Origin of the sequence: Halopseudomonas oceani (genome assembly GCF_963677335.1) — a bacterium.
Taxonomy (GTDB): domain Bacteria; phylum Pseudomonadota; class Gammaproteobacteria; order Pseudomonadales; family Pseudomonadaceae; genus Halopseudomonas; species Halopseudomonas oceani.
The window spans coordinates 1,867,664-1,886,606 of sequence record NZ_OY781932.1; the positions used below are offsets into that span (position 1 = coordinate 1,867,664).

12 protein-coding genes are annotated in these 18,943 nt (G+C 59.3%); 7 read left to right on the forward strand and 5 right to left on the reverse strand.

The features are described from left to right. Positions 1–36 precede the first annotated feature (36 nt). Entirely contained in the window at positions 37–2,007 is a 1,971-nt protein-coding gene (gene mnmC / locus ACKPCU_RS08835; RefSeq protein ID WP_321351798.1) for a bifunctional tRNA (5-methylaminomethyl-2-thiouridine)(34)-methyltransferase MnmC2/FAD-dependent 5-carboxymethylaminomethyl-2-thiouridine(34) oxidoreductase MnmC1, read from the reverse strand. Positions 2,008–2,406: 399 nt separating this feature from the next. Further along, positions 2,407–2,757, reverse strand: coding sequence for a 4a-hydroxytetrahydrobiopterin dehydratase (locus ACKPCU_RS08840; protein ID WP_321351490.1), 351 nt, complete (start codon positions 2,755–2,757; stop codon positions 2,407–2,409). A 114-nt stretch (positions 2,758–2,871) separates the two neighbouring features. Between ACKPCU_RS08840 and ACKPCU_RS08845 the strand changes: the two genes are divergently transcribed. The 5 genes from ACKPCU_RS08845 to ACKPCU_RS08865 all read left to right on the forward strand — a co-directional run bounded on the left by ACKPCU_RS08845 (position 2,872) and on the right by ACKPCU_RS08865 (position 6,984). After that, positions 2,872–3,822: an HPP family protein gene (locus ACKPCU_RS08845; protein ID WP_170063117.1), complete on the forward strand. Its 951-nt coding sequence runs from the start codon at positions 2,872–2,874 to the stop codon at positions 3,820–3,822. Positions 3,823–3,924: 102 nt separating this feature from the next. Further along, entirely contained in the window at positions 3,925–4,905 is a 981-nt protein-coding gene (locus ACKPCU_RS08850) for a DMT family transporter (RefSeq protein ID WP_104739828.1), read from the forward strand. A gap of 46 nt (positions 4,906–4,951) precedes the next feature. Further along, on the forward strand, positions 4,952–5,263 hold the full coding sequence (locus tag ACKPCU_RS08855; protein WP_321351494.1) for a BolA family protein: 312 nt from the start codon (positions 4,952–4,954) through the stop codon (positions 5,261–5,263). Between the two features lie 126 nt (positions 5,264–5,389). Beyond that, complete coding sequence (gene trhO, locus ACKPCU_RS08860; protein WP_104739830.1) at positions 5,390–6,340, forward strand: oxygen-dependent tRNA uridine(34) hydroxylase TrhO; 951 nt, start codon at positions 5,390–5,392, stop codon at positions 6,338–6,340. A 20-nt stretch (positions 6,341–6,360) separates the two neighbouring features. Then, on the forward strand, positions 6,361–6,984 hold the full coding sequence (locus ACKPCU_RS08865; protein WP_321351498.1) for a DsbA family protein: 624 nt from the start codon (positions 6,361–6,363) through the stop codon (positions 6,982–6,984). Between the two features lie 6 nt (positions 6,985–6,990). Here the strand turns inward: ACKPCU_RS08865 and ACKPCU_RS08870 are convergent, their stop codons facing one another. The 3 genes from ACKPCU_RS08870 to ACKPCU_RS08880 are packed head-to-tail and all read right to left on the reverse strand — an operon-like array spanning position 6,991 to position 11,903. Continuing rightward, a complete protein-coding gene (locus ACKPCU_RS08870) occupies positions 6,991–8,361 on the reverse strand; it encodes an HlyD family type I secretion periplasmic adaptor subunit (RefSeq protein ID WP_321351500.1) in 1,371 nt (456 codons plus the stop codon). Next, entirely contained in the window at positions 8,345–10,522 is a 2,178-nt protein-coding gene (locus ACKPCU_RS08875) for a type I secretion system permease/ATPase (protein ID WP_321351800.1), read from the reverse strand. The genes ACKPCU_RS08870 and ACKPCU_RS08875 overlap by 17 nt, the downstream gene beginning before the upstream one ends. Before the next feature lie 22 nt (positions 10,523–10,544). Beyond that, the gene (locus ACKPCU_RS08880; protein WP_104739833.1) at positions 10,545–11,903 is read right to left on the reverse strand and encodes a TolC family outer membrane protein; all 1,359 of its coding nucleotides are present in this window, start codon (positions 11,901–11,903) and stop codon (positions 10,545–10,547) included. Between the two features lie 416 nt (positions 11,904–12,319). Here ACKPCU_RS08880 and ACKPCU_RS08885 point away from each other — a divergent pair, with 416 nt between their 5' ends. Continuing rightward, entirely contained in the window at positions 12,320–18,481 is a 6,162-nt protein-coding gene (locus ACKPCU_RS08885) for a retention module-containing protein (RefSeq protein ID WP_321351504.1), read from the forward strand. A 102-nt stretch (positions 18,482–18,583) separates the two neighbouring features. Continuing rightward, entirely contained in the window at positions 18,584–18,922 is a 339-nt protein-coding gene (locus tag ACKPCU_RS08890; RefSeq protein WP_104738156.1) for a tryptophan synthase subunit beta like protein, read from the forward strand. Positions 18,923–18,943 lie beyond the last annotated feature (21 nt).

Here is an 18,943-nt window from a genome sequence, read left to right on the forward strand (position 1 = left end):
TATGGTCAGGTCTATCAGAATGCTAGCACAAGGCTTTTATTGTCGCTGCCCAGCGGGTCCTGGTTTATGACGGCTGGTTTGCTTCCCGCGCACCAACTGACGCAGCAGGAATCGTGAGGGGTGGACCGCTTCGCTGAGGTCTCGGGGCAGAGGCAGTGGCTCGTTATTTAGCCAGGCCGCGAGCAATTCACCGCTTAATGGCGCGCTGATCATGCCTCGCGAGCCGTGCGCGGTGTTTACATACAGACCGGGCTGCCAGGGTGCTTGCTCGTCTGGTTGCTGCGAGGCGTCCTTGCCGAGTACTGCGTATTGCTGCAAAAAACTGTCCGGTTTGAGCACTGGGCCCAGCAGCGGCAGGTAGTCGGGAGCGGTGCAGCGCAAGCCGACCCGGGCTCCCAGCGGCGGCGTGCTGCTGAAATGCTGGTGCAGCTCAGGAGACAGTCCCAGCAATAGCTCCAGGTTGTGCTGGTTTTCCTCGTCGCTTGGCACAAGGTCAAGTCGATCGAACCGGAAACTGGCTCCTAGATGGTGCTGGCCCTGCCTGGCGGGAGAGACATAGCCATCGGCGCAGAGAACCGTCTTCAGTCGGCTGCTGTCGTTGTCGGCTGGCAAGTGGGTAATCTGGCCGCGGATGGGTTTCAGCGCGAGATGCCTGGTTTGCGCAAACCGAGCTGTTTCATGGGCGCCGCAGATAATAACGGTACCACTGGTGGCGAGCTGGTTGCCGTTCTCGTCCAGCAGCTGCCACTGGTCGTCATCCCGGCGCAGTTCGGCAATCGTGGTTGTAGTGCGGACCTGGATATTGGGGTGTTCAAGCAGGCGGCGGCACAGCGCAGGCGGGCTTACCCAGCCTCCACCGGGGAAGAACAATCCGGATCGCTCGACCTTAACGCCGGCCAGGGCGCTGGCCTCTGCAGCGTTAACCGCGTACAGGAAGCTGTGCGGATAGCCTTGATCGGCCAGTCCCTGCTGGCGGCGCAGTTCCTTCTCGTCACTGCCAAGTTGCAGCACGCCACAGGCCTGCCAGCGTCCTTCGCCCGGTTCAAGTTCCCGCTGCAGCAGCCGCAGGCTGTACTGGTAGCTGCTTTGGATGAACCGGGACAGCGGAGGGTGGTGAGGCGACAGCTTGCAATACAGGATGCCCTGCGGGTTACCGGAGGCGGCCCCGGCGATCTCGGGCAAGCGCTCCAGAACCGTAACCTGCCAGCCGCGACGAGCCAGCGAATGGGCCGTGCTGCAGCCAGCCAGACCTGCTCCGACAACAATGGCGCTGCGCTCGGTGGTCGTGTTTGGGCGGGCGTACCATGGGGCCTGCCAGCGGGAGGCGGGCGCCTGCTCCAGTTGCCCGCAGAGCATCTCGCGTTTGCGCCCGAAGCCTTTTACCTTCTGCATTGCAAAGCCGGCGGCAATCAACCCGCGGCGCACGTCTCCGACGCTGGTAAAGGTGGCAACGGTGGCTCCTGGCCGCGAAAGCTCAGCCATGCGCTGATACAGCGCCGGCTGCCACATATCCGGGTTGCGCGCTGGGGCGAAGCCATCGAGAAACCAGGCATCAACCGCTGCATCCAGCTGCGGCAGGGTGTCGAACAGATCACCTATCAGTAGCGTCAGGGTGACCCGTCCGCCGGCGAAAGAGAAGTGCTGCCAGCCGGGTGTCAGATCCTGGTATTGCGAGAGCAACTCCGCACTGAATGGGCCTAGCTCTGGCCAGATCGCCAGTGCGCGCTGCAGGTCCGTGCGAGAAAGGGGGTATTTTTCGGTGCTGACAAAGTGCAGGAAGGTGTCGACAGGAGCGCAGGCCTGCCACAACTGCCAGGCGGCGAGGAAGTTAAGCCCGGTACCGAAGCCGGTTTCTGCAATGCAGAAGTGCTCGCCAGCGGACAGTGCTGTCCAGCGCTGTTCGAGTCGGTTGTGGGTCAGGAAGACGTGTCGGGTTTCATCCAGGCCACTTTCGCGGGAAAAGTAGACGTCGTCAAAGCGACTGGAGAAGGGTTGATCGCCATCCATCCAGACCAGGTCGGCGGATTCAATTGTAGGTGCGCTCACGCGGGCTCCGGGTACTGAAGATTCCCGGGCATTGTACAGTGCTGGCTGGTGTTACCCCATATTGGGCAGAATCAGCAGCAGCCAGGTAGCCAAAACCACCAGCGCAACGGTGGACCATTTGGGTTTGAGTAACGATTTCATGGCATAGGCCTTCTTATTTTTATGTATAAGGGTGCCTTGTGGGCACCGTGCGGCGCATGGTCTGGTCGGACGAGAGGCCGTGGCGGTAGATCGCTGTAGCGATGGGGTATCACCCGCCTGTTTTTGTTATAGCACGGGATGATACTGCCTTCAGAGTCGTAGTGTGATCTGGTTAGACAAATTGGCTACTAATGGAATCAGTGATGTCGCCAATCACAATCAGCTGTGGGATGGGTTTTGGTAAAGACGCTCGGTCCTGGCGGCCATTATCAGGTCGTTAAGGTGGACTCCGCCGAGAGAATGCGTCCACCAGCTGGCTGTGACGCGCCCCCATTCCAGCAGTAGGGCGGGGTGGTGGTCGTGCTCCTCGGCCAGGGCGGCGACCCGGTTGCTGAATGCCAGCGCGGTGACGAAATCGTCAAACGGGTAGACCCGCTCTATCCGGTGTATGCCCTCAACGCAGTTCAGCTCCCAGTCAGGCAAGGTCGTCAGTAAGTCCTGGATCTGCTCCTCTACCAGTACACTGTTCTGGTGCCCGGACTCCAGTGCTCGGTCGGCCAGTTCATTCATCGCCATCTCCAGTGGTTCAGGTCGATTTCAGCATAGCAGTTCGTTCGCGGGCGTAACGCGCTATCATTCATCTGGCAGACGCGTATGGACGGGGGATATAAACAGGTGATTCGCGTGCGGTGGTTGCGCCGGGGGCTCAGATTTCTCGGTTGGCGTCCGGACAGTACCACCCATCAGGAAAAACTGATTTCAGCGCTGGGTACGACGCTGGCGTTGATTCTGCTGTATTGGGTAACCCATCTGGTAATGGCGGCAGAGGGAGCCCTCTGGGTGACCGGCTCGATGGGGGCCAGTGCGGTGCTGGTGTTTGCCATGCCCCACGGTACGCTGTCGCAACCCTGGTCAGTGATTGGCGGACATGTCCTGTCGGCGGCCTTTGGGGTGGCGTGTATTCAGTGGTTGCCGGCCGGTTTCTGGCTCGCAGCGCTGGCGGTAGGCGGCAGCGTCATCATCATGATGTACGCCCGTTGTCTGCATCCGCCGGGCAGTGCAACGGCAATGATCGTGGTGCTGGGTGGGCCGCAGATTGCCGAGGCAGGATACAACTTCGTGCTCTACCCGATTCTGCTGGATGTGCTCGTCATAGTGCTGTTTGCCGTGCTCTTCAACAGCCTTTTTACCAGTCGTCGCTATCCGTTGCCATTGACTCGTCACCCGGTCGGCCGTGCGCCGGGCATTGCCCCGGAGGATTTCGAGCACGCGCTGAAGCAGATGAACGCCTATATGGATATCGACTTCAACGACCTGTTGAGGCTGGTCGAGCTGGCCAATACCAATGCGCAGAGCAAGGGGGTCAGTGCCGGTGACCTGGTTGCCGGTGGTTATTACAGCAATGGCCTGCCAGGGCGTAACTGGTCGGTGCGTGAAGTCCTTCAAGTTGTTAGCCGGCCCGGCCGAGCCGGGCGCGTGCGGTATCGAATCATCAAGGGTGCCGGCGAGGGCGGCAACGGTATCTGCCGAGTCAGCGAGTTTGTTCGCTGGGCGCGCTATCAGGTTGCGCCGGATGAGCAGGGGCGGCAGTGGCATCGGGTCACCGATGACAGTAAAGCATCAGTGGAGCCGTGACCGGTACAGTTTGCTGCTGAAGCTGGCTGCAACTGTCTCTGTTTCGAATTCGGGTGGTTTCCTAAAATAAAACTCTCTCCTTATGCTTTCCGAGTGTGCTTCATGCATGTGTCGTCCGGCCGCTGGCTTTACGGATTCCTGTTGGCGTTGACTACCACCCTGCTCTGGGGCGTGCTGCCGATCATGCTGAAGGAAGTCCTCAATGTCATGGATCCTTATACCGTGACGTGGTACCGACTGCTGAGTGCCGGTCTGGTGCTGTTCGCCTGGCTGGCTGCTAAGCGTCGACTGCCATCGATTCGCAGTCTGTCGTCGCGTAACCGGGGCTTGCTGGTGGTCGCGGTACTGGGGCTTGCGTTCAACTATGTGCTTTACATGATGGCGCTCAATCGGCTGTCTGCCGGCACCATGCAACTGATTATTCAGACCGCACCCGTGATGCTGATGCTGGGCAGCATGCTGTTATTCCGCGAACGCTTTGGTCTTGGCCAGTTACTGGGGCTGGCGGTGTTGCTGCCGGGGTTTGCTCTGTTCTTCAATCAGCGTCTGGTTGAGTTGATGACACAGATGAGTGGCTACACCGTGGGGATCCTGATTGCGATTGCTTCAGCTTTCAGCTGGGCGCTGTATGGTCTGGCGCAGAAGCAGTTGCTGACGGTCTGGTCGTCGGTGTCGGTGATGATGGTGATCTATCTGTCCTGCGCGGTGTTGATATGGCCGCTGACGACACCTTCTCAACTGCTCTCCTTGAGTCCGGTGCAAGGTTGGCTGTTGTTGGGGTGTTGTCTCAATACCCTGGTGGCATATGGCGCGTTCGCTGAGGCACTTGCCCACTGGGAGGCGTCTCGGGTGAGCGCAACGGTGACCACCACGCCCTTGTTTACCTTCTCGCTGGTGGCCCTCGGAGCGATGCTCTGGCCGGGTGTGATTGAGCCGGAAATCCTCAACAGCCTGGCTTATCTCGGTGCGCTGATGGTGGTGTCCGGTTCTGCCCTGATTGCGCTGGCACCGAGTTTGATCAACAACCTGCGGCAGCGGCGCTTGCGCAGGCTGGCGCTGACGCCACCGCCGGCCGGTTCCTGATCGGCTTGTTGCGCTACAATAGCGTCCCGTTTTTCAGGAGGTGACCATGGCCGTCGTCCAGCAAGCACTTGAACAGGCACTGCAGGCACTCAACCCAACTCATCTGGAACTGGTCAACGAGAGCCACATGCACAGTGTGCCGCCCGGCTCGGAGTCTCATTTCAAGGCGGTGGTGGTCAGCGAGCGCTTTGCTGGCCTCAATTCGGTTAAGCGTCACCAGGCGGTCTACGCTACCCTTGGTGGGCTGATGCAGAAAATTCACGCGCTGGCCTTGCACACCTATACCCCAGCGGAGTGGCAGCAACGACAGCAGGCACCGGCTTCGCCGAATTGCCTGGGTGGCAGCAAGGCCGACTAGGGGCCGTTGCCGCTTCGTTCACCCGTCCGCCCGCCGGCGGTTTGTTGTCGTCAGCGGCTTTGCTAGAATGCGGCCCTTCAAAAAGTACGCCCTTTACGCGGGCGCCCACTGAACACTGAGGTAAGCATGTCTGCAATTGTTGTTGTGGCACTCTACAAGTTCGTCCAGCTGGACGACTACGAAGCTCTCCGTCAGCCGCTGCTCGACACCATGGTCGCCAACGGCGTCAAAGGTACCTTGCTGCTGGCGCTTGAAGGTATCAACGGCACTGTCGCCGGACCACGTGACGGTATGGATCGCGTGCTGGACTGGCTGCGCTCCGATGCCCGACTCGCCGACCTGGACTACAAAGAGTCCTACTGCGAGGAGATGCCGTTCTATCGCACCAAGGTCAAGCTGAAGAAAGAGATTGTGACCCTCGGCGTGCCCGGTATTTCGCCGACCAGCAAGGTCGGCACCTATGTTGAGGCCAAGGACTGGAACGCGCTGATCAGCGATCCGGAAGTACTGCTGATCGATACCCGCAACGACTACGAAGTCTCAATCGGCACGTTCGAAGGTGCTATTGATCCGCAGACCAAGACCTTCCGTGAATTTCCCGAGTATGTGCGCGAGCACTTTGATCCGAAACGTCACAAAAAGGTGGCAATGTTCTGTACCGGGGGCATTCGCTGTGAAAAGGCCTCAAGCTACATGCTGGAAGAGGGCTTTGGCGAGGTATTCCATCTCAAGGGCGGCATCCTAAAGTACTTTGAGGACGTACCTGCTGAAGAGTCGATGTGGAATGGCGAGTGCTTTGTGTTCGACAACCGGGTAACCGTGCGCCATGATCTGGCACCGGGCTCATTCGATCAGTGCCACGCCTGTCGCCACCCTGTCTCGGCAGACGACAAGGCTTCGCCGCAATACGAAGAAGGCATCAGCTGCCCCCATTGTTACGACAGCCTGCCGGAGAAGACGCGTCAGCGTGCCGAGGAGCGTCAGCGCCAGATTCAGCTGGCGAAAGCGCAGAACCGGCCGCATCCAATCGGCATGTCCCCGTTGCTGGCGTCACCCAACGCCAAGGTTGACCGCTGATAACAGATACGGAGTACCGCATGCAGCAGCGCCTGATCTACGTGATGGACCCGATGTGTTCATGGTGCTGGGGATTAGCGCCGCTGCTTGACTCCATTCGTGCTGAATTCCCTGAGTTACCGGTCCATCTGATGGCCGGTAGCCTGCGCGCCCACCTGGATACCCCATTGGACAACGCCTCGCGTCAGGCGCTGGCTGATCATTGGCAGGCGGTTGCGGCACTGAGTGGGCAGCCTTTCTCCGACCCTCATGCGTTGCCCGACTCGCTGGTTTTTAACGTGGGTCCGGCGAGTCGAGCCCTGATTGCGGCGCGTAACCTGGATGAGTGTCTGGCCTGGCCATTTGCGCGGGCCGTTCAGCACGCTTTCTACGCACGGGGGTTGGATATCACCCAGCCCGCAGTGCTGATGCAGATCGCTGCTGACATTGGTTATGACGAGGCGCTTTTTGCTGCCCGTTTTGACCACCCGGAAACCCGGCAGCAACTGGAACAGGACTGGAACTGGGTGGCTGATCGCGGGTTTGCCGAGCTGCCCATTTTGTTCGCCGAACGTAAGGGCCAGCTTGCGCTGCTGTGTAACGGCTTCCGTGTTCCTGGCGAGGTGCTGGCGCTGCTGCAGCGCTGGGTAGCTGCAGCAGCCTGATGTTCCTCAACGTTCGCGCAGGGCTTCTGCTCTGGCGCGCAGCACTGGCTTGAGCAGGTAGCTGAGAATGCTCTTGCGGCCGGTGATGATGTCGACGCTGGCAACCATGCCGGGAATGATCAACAAGGGTTTTTCGTCTGTGCCCAGGTGATTCTGGTCCGTACGCAGGCGAATCAGATAGAAACTGTCGCCGTTTTCATCGGTGACGGTATCGGCGCTGATGTGTTCCAGCTCGCCCTTGAGTCCACCGTAGATCGTGTAATCGTAGGCTGTGATCTTGATCATCGCTTCCTGCCCGGGGTGGAGGAAGGCGATGTCCTGTGGGCGGATGCGGGCTTCGAACAGCAGGGTGTCGTCCAGCGGGATAATTTCGACCAGATCACTACCCGGCTGGATAACACCGCCGATCGTATTGACCAGCAACTGCTGGACAATGCCGTGGACAGGGGAGGTCACCAGGGTCCGACGCACCCGGTCCTCCAGCGCCAGTCCTGAGGCAGAAGTCTTCTGCAGGTCGATGCGAGTCTGGTTCAGCTCTTCGAAAGCTTCGCTGCGGAAACGGTTCTGTGCTTCCTCGGCTTTGCGTTCGACCTCGCGTAGCGCGGATTCTGCTCTGGGTATCGCCAGAGTTGTGCCGTCGAGGTTGCCCCGGGTTTCGACTTCGGCCCGGCGCAGACGAAGCACTTCTACCTCGGAGATAGCACCGTCCTTCACCAGTGGGGCGGACATATTAATCTCTCGGCGCAGCAGGCCCAGGCTGTTGCTGAACTGACGCTGTTTCGAGCGCAGCTCGTTCAGTTCCTGTTCACGCTGACGTCGCTGTTCATCGAGAATTGCCAGCTCGTCGGCCAGTCGGCGCTGGCGGGACTGGTACAAGGCAACTTCTGCCTCGGCCAGCTCGGGCGCTTCACGCAGTACCTCTTCCGGCATGACCAGTTCACCACCTTCGGCCTCGGCGGTCAGGCGGGCCATTGCCGCCTGTTTGCCCAGCTGTTCTGCGCGGGTTTCCTGCACATTGGACGCAAAGCGGGTGTCATCCAGACGCAGCAGCGGCGTGCCTTTTTCCACTATTTGGCCTTCGCGGACCAAAATTTCGGCAACGATGCCGCCTTCGAGGTTCTGTACCCGCTGCAGTTTCCCGGGCGGAATGGCCTTGCCCAGTCCGCGGGTCAACTCCTCGACCTTGGCGAAGTGCGCCCAAAGCAACCCTGTCAGCAGGAATGCAACCAATGCCCAGAGCATCAGTCGCGCCGACTTCGGGGAGTCCTCAAGGATGGCGTGAGTGAGATCCGGCAGGGGCGTGTCGGTGGCCGCAGCGGGTTTGCCGGGAACAGCGCCGCCATTCAGCTGCAGGGTAGGCTTAGCTGCGTGCGACATTGACGTGTCCTTTGCGCAAGGCTTCGAGTACCTGATCCTTGGGGCCATCGGCGACGATCTTGCCGCCGTCAATTACAATCAGGCGTTTTACCAGTGACAACATAGAAGCTCGATGCGTAACCAGCAGCAGCGTTCGATTTTTCAGAATGGGTTGCAGTTGGCGCTTGAGGCGCTCTTCGCTGCTGTTATCCATGGCGCTGGTCGGCTCATCGAGCACCAGTAACGGCGGGTCCAGCAGCAGTGCGCGGGCAACGGCGACGGCCTGGCGTTGGCCGCCCGACAGATTCATGCCGCGCTCACCCACTTGCAGGTTCAGACCGAGCGGATGGAGGCGTGCGAAGTCACTTACTCCGGCCATGTCGGCGACTTGCTGCAGGCGCTCGTCATCGACATAGCGGGCACCCAGTGTCAGGTTGTCGCGCAGGGTACCGTTGAACAGCTGGATATCCTGCGGCACATAGCCAATGTTGTGGCGCAGGTCTGCCACTTCCAGTTGTTGGATATCGACGCCGTCCACCAGCAGATGCCCGCTGTCGGGCTGGTAGAGGTTCAGCAACAGCTTTTCCAGCGTGCTTTTGCCTGAACCGCTGCGGCCGATGATGCCGACGTGCTCGCCGGGCATGATCCGCAGGTTCAGGTTCTGCAGTGCCGGGTATTGTTGTTCCGGGTAGGTGAAACAGACGTCCCGCGCTTCGATAGCGCCATGCAACTGGCGGCGCTGGGTGGGAATGGCATGCGGCTGGCGCTCCTGCGGCATGCTCATCATGCTGTCGGTGGTGCCGATGGTCAGCCGGGCTTGCTGGTAACGGGTCAGGAGACTGGAAACCTGGGACAGCGGTGCCAGCGCCCGGCTGTTCAGCAGGTAGCAGGCAATCAGTCCGCCCATGCTGATCGCGCCATCACCAATCAGATAGACGCCAGCGACGATCATGCCAATGCCTGCGAGCTGCTGCAGGAACATGGTGCCGTTGACCGCCAGGGTCGATAATTTACGAGCCTTCATTTCCAGCCGGCCCAGGGCGCCAACGGTGGATTCCCATTGACGCTGTCGCTCGCTCTCGGCGCAGTTCACTTTCAGCAGATCAATACCGCCCAGCGTTTCAATCAGCATGGCCTGTCGTTCGCTCGCCAGATGCAGGGTCTGGTCGATGCAGCGAGCCAGCGGGCCTTGGATGATCCAGCCAAGCAGAAGCGTTAAGGGGAAGGCCAGCAAAGGGATGGCTACCAAAGGCCCGCCAATGAAACCGATCACCAGCAGAATCAGCAGCGAAAATGGGACATCGATTACGCTGGTCAGCGTGAGCGAGGTCAGAAAGTCGCGCAAGCTCTGGAATTCATGAATGTTCTGGGCGAAGCTGCCGACTCGCGTCGGACGCGCCTTGAGGTTCATGCCGAGAATACGTTCGAATAGCGTCGCTGACAGAATAAGGTCGGTTTTCTTGCCGGCCAGATCCAGAAAATAGCTGCGCAGGGTGCGCAATATCAGGTCGAACAGTAGCGCCAGGGAGATGCCAATCGCCAGTACCCAGAGTGTGGTGGTGGCCTGATTGGGGACGACGCGATCATAGACGTTCATGACGAACAACGGCGTCATCAACGCGATCAGGTTGATCAAAAAGCTGGCCACCATGGAGTCGGCATACAGGCGACGCGATAAGCGCAGGGTATCCTTGAACCAGTGCTTGGTGCGCGGTAACGGCGATTCCAGTTGCATCTCATAGCGGTGCCGCGGTTGGGCAAAAAACGCGCGACCGGTGTACAGCTCTGCGAGTTTGGAGCGCTCAATTAACTTGGCGCCGCCTGCCGACTCGCTGGTGAGCAGGCGGGCTTTATCTGCGCCTTGCCATGACTCCAGTACCACATTGCGGCCGTCCTTCAGGAACAGCAAGGCGGGCAAGGCAATGTCGTCGATTTGATCCAGCGGGCGGTCGAGAATACGCCCCTGGAGGTTGGCTCGGGCTGCTGCGCGTGGCAGCAGTTCAGGGGTAAGCCGCTGCTCCTGCAAGGGCAGGCCAGCGGCAAGCACGCCGCGACTGGTCTTCACCTGCAAGCAGGTGCAGAGGATCAGCAGTGCGTCGAGCAGTGGATCATCGAAACGGCTACGAGGGTCACCCCCTGCGTTGCTGTTCGCCCCCTGTTCGGGGCCTTTCGGCCCCGTCAGTACATCAGGCGCTGTCAAAATGTTATTGACCTGTTGGCAAATCGGAGTACGGAGAACCTGAGTCGCTCAGAGCCATGGATTCAGCTGGCGGGACTACCGACTGGCTGCGCAGCAGTTCACCGGCGACCGCCAGCAGGCGATATTGCGCCAGATACTCGGCAAATCGGGTTTCGGTCAGACGGCGCTGCGCCGTAAACAGTTCGTTCTCGCTGTCCAGCAGGTCAAGCAGGGTACGCTCGCCAATGTTGAACTGTGAGCGGTAAGCCTGGCGAACGCGAACCGTGTGATCGACATACTGCTGAGCAATGGGAACTTGTTTGCGGGCGCTGTCCATCGCATTCCAGGCCAGGCGCAGTTCTTCACTCAACTGGCGGTAGGCGTTGTTGCGAATCTCGATGGCTTCGTTGATCTGGTGTGCGCTGGATTCCATTTGGGCCTTGTCTCGACCGCCGCTAAACAGGTTGTAGCGCATCCGGACCATGGCCTGCCATTCGTTGTAGTGGCCGTCAGTGCCGTCCAGGTTGTTGTCGAAATTGCGCGACAACTCCAGGTCAAAGCGTGGGTAGAAGGGCGACTTTGCAGCCTCGTACTGGCGCTCGGCTGCGGTGCGATCGGCTTCGGCGGTCTTGATGAAGGGGTTATTGGGAATGTCCTGCAGTGCTGCTTCAACCGACTCGGGAAGCATGCCGGTAATCGGCGCAGGTAGTGTCAGGTCGCCCGGGGGTTGGCTAACGACACTGTAGTAGACCGCTTCGGCGTCGGCCAGATTGGCTTGCTCGGTGACGAGGTTGTTGCGTGCCAGGGCAAGTCGGGCTTCGGCCTGATCCAAGTCGGCGTTGCGGCCGACGCCGCGCTCACTGCGCAGACGAATCTGATCGTGAACACGTTCATGGCTGCGCATGTTCTCTTCAGCCAGGCGCACCATTTCGCGTCGCATCAGCACCTGGTGGTAGGCGTCAGCGGTGGCAAGGCCGATCTGCTCCGCCGTGCTCAGCACGCGATAGGCGCGGGAGTTGACGGTGGCGACGTTGCGACCTACCTCGTTGGCGGTGGCGAATCCGTCGAACAGCATCTGGCCGAGGCGAAGGGCGCCCTCACCACGGTTCAGTTTTTCCCAGTGATTGCCGGCAGCGCGCGTAGAGGGGCTATCGGTACCTTCACGCCCGTAGCCGCCGGTCAGATCAACCGTTGGGTAATATCCTGCCCGTGCTCCCTTGAGGTTTTCTTCCGCTGAAAGTCGGCTGCTGGCAGAGGCACGCAGCTCAGGATGGTTGTCGATGGCTGTCTGCATGGCCTCGGGCAGCGACTGCGCCGAAACGGCTAGAGACACGGACAGAGTCAGCGGCAGCGCAAGGAACTGCCACGGGGTTAAGGATTTCATAGATCCTCCTTGATGTTGTGCCGGTTATGTTTTTTTGGTGGACGACAGGTTTCACGCTTGCTCTCAAGTCTAGTCAGGCTTTTTAACTGGAGAGTGGTCTCTGTGATGTTGTTTTGATACCAAATTGGAGTCGCGTCCTGCGCTCATATTGCCAAAGCATCTAAAACAGTAAGAGCGTGTTCCCTGAAGGTTTAGTATATTTGCACATAGTCATCAAATTGACGAATAAATTATTTTGTTATTTTATCGCCAATTAGTTGTTGTTGCTCGTGCGTCGTAGGGTGGCTGTCTCGTCAGGGGAAGTCTAGCGGAGCCGGCGTTGAGGGTAGGTGAAGGGAAGCCGAGGGTTCTCGGGTGTCATCCAGTGACGGTGTCCCCGGGGCTGTTGTCCACATGAAATGAAAGGAGTCATGAAAATGGCTACCAGCGCAAAAGTTACTCAGGTTGTTGGTCAGGTTGTGGTTGTTACTCCCAGCGGGGAAAAGCGCTTGCTGGTCGAAGGCGATCGCGTTATGGCTGGCGAACAGGTTTTTACCGGCGAGCAGGGCAGCGTCACCCTTCAGCTCAGTGATGGCCGTGAGCTCGATTTGGGTCGCGACTCCTCCTTTCTGGTAGCCGACGACACGGGGTCGGGCAGTGCAGAAGACATCGATGTCGCAGCCATTCAGGCTGCGATCGCCGCCGGTGTTGACCCTACCCAATTGCTTGAAGCCACCGCAGCCGGTCCGGCTGCTGCCGGCGCGGCGGGTGCTGGTGGGCAGGGGGGTGGCCATTCCTTTGTTCTGCTTGATCGACTTGATCTACGGGTAACACCAGACGTCGGGCTGGATACCGGGCCACTGGCCTCCGCTCCTTTGGAGATTCCCAACGAGGAAGATCTGTTCCTGCCGGAAGACGGCGCGCCGGTGATCAGCATTACCCCGGTTGAGCCCGGAGGCGATATCGGCGGTGCTCAGGCTGTAGAAGGTGGCACGCTTGATTTTCTGGTTTCCCTGTCTGCACCCAGTGAGGTACCGGTAACCTTCACCTGGACGGTAACTCTGGGGTCTGCCAGCGCCAGTGATCTGCCCGGTGGCGCCGTGTTGACCGGTACGGTAACTATTCCAGCTGGTGACACCAGCTATGTCCTCTCGATTCCGACCTTCGATGACGATGTTTTCGAAGGTGGCCCCGGTACTTTCGAAGACTTGGTTGTGTCCATCACCGATGTTGTCGCGGCCGCTCCTGGTGATGTCTCTGCTGTTGGTCTGATCGAAGACAACGAAGGCACTCCGGTCGTCAACCTCGACGACGTCCAGGGTGTGGGCGCGCAGGTGGTTGAAGGCGGTGATCTGGTGTTTGGTATCACCATGAGCGGTACGTCGGATGAGGACGTGACCGTCAACTGGTCGATGACCCTGAACGGCAGCGCCGAAGCCGGTGACCTGACCTCGCCGATCGTTTACAGCGGCAGTGTGGTGATTCCGGCGGGCAGCACCACCGGTCAGATCACCATCCCGACCTTTGATGACAGCCTGTTCGAAGGCGGTGTGGGCAGCTATGAAGATCTGAGCATGACCCTGACCTCGGCCAGTGGCGCGGATCTGGGCGCTACCACCACCGTTAGCGGTCTGATCGAAGACAACGAAGGCACCCCGGTCGTCAACCTCGACGACGTCCAGGGTGTCGGCGCGCAGGTGGTTGAAGGCGGCGATCTGGTGTTTGGTATCACCATGAGCGGTACGTCGGATGAGGACGTGACCGTCAACTGGTCGATGACCCTGAATGGCAGCGCCGAAGCCGGTGACCTGACCTCGCCGATCGTTTACAGCGGCAGCGTGGTCATTCCGGCGGGCAGCACGACTGGCCAGATCACCATCCCGACCTTTGATGACAGCCTGTTCGAAGGCGGTGTGGGCAGCTATGAAGATCTGAGCATGACCCTGACCTCGGCCAGTGGCGCGGATCTGGGCGCTACCACCACCGTTAGCGGTCTGATCGAAGACAACGAAGGCACCCCGGTCGTCAACCTCGACGACGTCCAGGGTGTCGGCGCGCAGGTGGTTGAAGGCGGCGATCTGGTGTTTGGTATCACCATGAGCGGTACGTCGGATGAGGACGTGACCGTCAACTGGTCGATGACCCTGAATGGCAGCGCCGAAGCCGGTGACCTGACCTCGCCGATCGTTTACAGCGGCAGCGTGGTCATTCCGGCGGGCAGCACGACTGGCCAGATCACCATCCCGACCTTTGATGACAGCCTGTTCGAAGGCGGTGTGGGCAGCTATGAAGATCTGAGCATGACCCTGACCTCGGCCAGCGGCGCGGATCTGGGCGCTACCACCACCGTTAGCGGTCTGATCGAAGACAACGAAGGCACCCCGGTCGTCAACCTCGACGACGTCCAGGGCGTCGGCGCGCAGGTGGTTGAAGGCGGTGATCTGGTGTTTGGTATCACCATGAGCGGTACGTCGGATGAGGACGTGACCGTCAACTGGTCGATGACCCTGAATGGCAGCGCCGAAGCCGGTGACCTGACCTCGCCGATCGTTTACAGCGGCAGCGTGGTGATTCCGGCGGGCAGCACCACCGGCCAGATCACCATCCCGACCTTTGATGACAGCCTGTTCGAAGGCGGTGTGGGCAGCTATGAAGATCTGAGCATGACCCTGACCTCGGCCAGTGGCGCGGATCTGGGCGCTACCACCACCGTTAGCGGTCTGATCGAAGACAACGAAGGCACCCCGGTCGTCAACCTCGACGACGTCCAGGGTGTCGGCGCGCAGGTGGTTGAAGGCGGCGATCTGGTGTTTGGTATCACCATGAGCGGTACGTCGGATGAGGACGTGACCGTCAACTGGTCGATGACCCTGAATGGCAGCGCCGAAGCCGGTGACCTGACCTCGCCGATCGTTTACAGCGGCAGCGTGGTGATTCCGGCGGGCAGCACCACCGGCCAGATCACCATCCCGACCTTTGATGACAGCCTGTTCGAAGGCGGTGTGGGCAGCTATGAAGATCTGAGCATGACCCTGACCTCGGCCAGCGGCGCGGATCTGGGCGCCACCACCACCGTTAGCGGTCTGATCGAAGACAACGAAGGCACTCCGGTCGTCAACCTCGACGAAGTGCAAGGCGTCGGTGCACAGATTGTCGAAGGTGGCGATCTGGTGTTTGGCATCACCATGAGCGGTACGTCGGATGAGGACGTGACCGTCAACTGGTCGATGACCCTGAATGGCAGCGCCGAAGCTGGTGACCTGACCTCGCCGATCGTTTACAGCGGCAGCGTGGTGATTCCGGCGGGCAGCACCACCGGCCAGATCACCATCCCGACCTTTGATGACAGCCTGTTCGAAGGCGGTGTGGGCAGCTATGAAGATCTGAGCATGACCCTGACCTCGGCCAGTGGCGCGGATCTGGGCGCTACCACCACCGTTAGCGGTCTGATCGAAGACAACGAAGGCACCCCGGTCGTCAACCTCGACGACGTCCAGGGTGTCGGCGCGCAGGTGGTTGAAGGCGGCGATCTGGTGTTTGGTATCACCATGAGCGGTACGTCGGATGAGGACGTGACCGTCAACTGGTCGATGACCCTGAATGGCAGCGCCGAAGCCGGTGACCTGACCTCGCCGATCGTTTACAGCGGCAGCGTGGTCATTCCGGCGGGCAGCACGACTGGCCAGATCACCATCCCGACCTTTGATGACAGCCTGTTCGAAGGCGGTGTGGGCAGCTATGAAGATCTGAGCATGACCCTGACCTCGGCCAGTGGCGCGGATCTGGGTAGCACCACCACCGTTAGCGGTCTGATCGAAGACAATGAAATCTTCTTGGGCGGAGCATCGGATCAGTACCAAGTCATCGAGGGTGACGCTCTGGATACTGGCGCTGATGGCTCGATCAATGGCGTATTGTTCAATGACCCGGCGGGTCTTAGCGTGTCGAGCGTTTCCAATAATGCCGATGGCACTGGCGGCACCGCAGTGGGCGTTGGTGGCGCCGTTTTGACTACCGTGCTGGGTGGCACCGTTACGGTTTATGCCAACGGTGAGTTCACCTATCAAGCGCCGGTGCTTGATCATCCGCTTGCTGATCCGTATCTGACTGACAGCTTCTATTACTCTGCTACGGATGGCATCAATACCGCAGAGCCGACCCTGGTCAGTATCCGAGTGTACGACACGGCGCCGCTGATCTCTGCGGTAGACGACATGACCACCTCCAATGAAGCTGGCGTCACCGTTGGTAACTGGTCCTACAGCGCTGGTGCCGATGGGCTGTCGGACGTTGCAGCAGACTTGGAAAGTGGCATTAATCTGAGTTTCGATGCTGCCGGCCTCGGCGATGACTTCACCGCCGTGCGCGAGGATATCTATAACGCGGGCGAGTATCAGGGCGAGCTGCTGACCGTAAGTTATGCCGACGGCGCAGATAGCTACACCTATTTCACTCTGTTCATGAAGGTGGATGGCACCTACGAGTTTGATCTGGTTACTCCCAAGCCAACCGGTTCGGAAGGCGTGCTATTTACCACTGCCAACGGCGGGATCGCCAATACCCTTTGGGCGTCGCAGGTGATCAATAACTATGGTGGAGAGACCGATATTCGCTTCACCGCGACCAAAAACGGCAGCACCGACGAGGTGAACTGGGGCAATCAGGGCATTGGTTCTGACAACAACCTGTTCTCCAAGGACGAGACCCTGACGCTCGCGTTTTTCGATGCCACCGGCACCGCTACGTTGCCAGCGGCCGACGCGAACAAGATGGTCGACATGGCAACCCTGACCTTCAATTTCAACGGTTCAGGTGACGACGCCAAAATCAGCATCGATGTGCTGAATGAAAACGGTGATGTGATAGCCACATTGAATGACATCGCCCTGACGGACACCTCGCCGACGATCGTGGTCAGTGCTGACGACCTTAATATTGATGGTTTTTATGCCATTACTATCAAGCATGAGGGCGGTTTCGACAGCACCAATGGTGATGAGATTCGTCTGACATCGATGGATATCGAGACTGCGCTACTTCCGGAAGACACCCATTTGGACTTCGGGGTCGAGATTGTCGATGCCGATGGCGACACGGACGATGCCCAGTTCGGTGTGGATGTCAGCTCCCCGGCAGTTGATCAGCTCATCGTCGGTACTGCCGAGGATGACACGCTTAATGGTGGACGGGGGGATGACATCATTATCGGTGATGTTGAGGGCTCCTATAGTGTGGTCGTGCCGGAGGATTACAATATCGCGCTGATGGTCGACCTGTCCGCGAGCATGGATGATAACTCCGGTACAGGAGGGCTGAGCCGCCTGGAGTTGATGCAACAATCGCTCACCAAGCTGGTGAACGACCTGGGTTCGCATGGCGGGGCAGTAAATGTGCGCCTGATAACCTTCGGGGGCGATGTTGGGCAGGAAGCTACCTACTCACTGAATAGCCCGGCGCAAGTCAATGCTTTGCTGCTGGTGATTGCGGGCCTGACTGCTTACTCAGGTTACACCGATATGGGCGGTACCAACTACGAAGCCGCCCTACGCGCCGCCAAGAGCTGGTTCGACGCCCAGACTCCGGGCACGCCGGACTTTGAAAACCTGGCGCTGTTCCTGACAGACGGGAATCCGACGTTCCACTTGAACAATTACGGTAACCCAAGCGATGGAGGCAGTGGCAGCAGCACGCAATATTACGATATGGCCGATGCGGTTGGCGCCATGGCTTCCTTGGTTGGTCAGTCCTATGGTGTCAAGGTCAATGCGATTGGTATCGGTGACGACATCAATACGGACTACCTTCAGTATTTCGACAACACAAACTCCACTGGTAATCAGTGGATCTGGGTTGATGGTGGCTGGATTAACGGCGCGGTTGGCCAGGTTGATAACGTCAATACCGCAGAGGATCTGGAGCTGGCTCTGGACAGCAGCGTGACCGTTGTGCCGAAGGTCGGGGATGACACCTTGGTCGGTACTGCCGGCGATGACATCATCTATGGCGACACCGTCAGCTCGGACAGCTTGGGAGGTGCATACGCCGGTATGGGCTATCAGGGGGTGGTTGACTACCTGACCGATACCTTGGGTCATGCACCGAGCACTGAGGAGGTCATCGCGCTGTTGCGAGCCAATCCGCTGAACTTCTATGACCAAACCACGAATGAAGGGGGCGCTGACACTATTTACGGCGGCGCAGGCAATGATCTGTTGATGGCCGGTGCCGGCGATGACGTGCTGATTGGCGGCCAGGGCAATGATGTCATGTACGGCGGCCTTGGCGCTGACACCTTTGTGTGGCAGAGCGGTGATGCCGGTACCGTTGGCACCCCCGCAACCGACCTGGTTATGGATTTCTCCCTCGGGACCGATGTGCTTGATCTGAGCTCTCTGCTGGGAGGGATCGACGTCGCCGATATCGCCGACTACTTGCAGGTAAGTAGCATCTCGGTTGATGGTGTGGCCAGCGCGCAACTCAATATCAGCAGCTCGGGTGATATTGGCAGTGGTGCCGATCAGGTGATTGTGGTCAAGGGCCTCAATCCAGTCGATATCAGCAATATGTTGGCAGACCCCGATCCCAGTCTGATCGTTTAGGTTGCCGCAGCCTGATTCAAGGGCCGACACCGGGTGACCGGTGCCGGCCCTTGTTCTATAGTCTTTTCATTAACTCAGCCTTCGGCAGAAGGGGACTGATCAATGTACGTTAAACGTGATCCCGCAGGCATGATTGCTGTGGTTTCCAGCGAGGCGGTGACTGGCTGTACCGAGTGGATCGCGGATGATGCTGCGGAGCTACTGGAGTGGCAGCAGGAGCGCTCGCTGAAAGAGAGCCTGCAGCGGTTGCAGGGAAGCGATACCGATATGATCCGGGTGCTGGAGGATCTTATCGAGGTGCTATTGCAGCGTGGTGTTATCCGTATTACTGACCTGCCGGGAGCGGCGGTCGCCAAACTCAATAGCCGGTCTGCGGAGCGGGCGAAACTCAGTGAATTGAGCAGTTTGATTGATCAGGATGAAGTTGACGTACTGATCTAGACAGGCTGTTCTGCCAGCCCC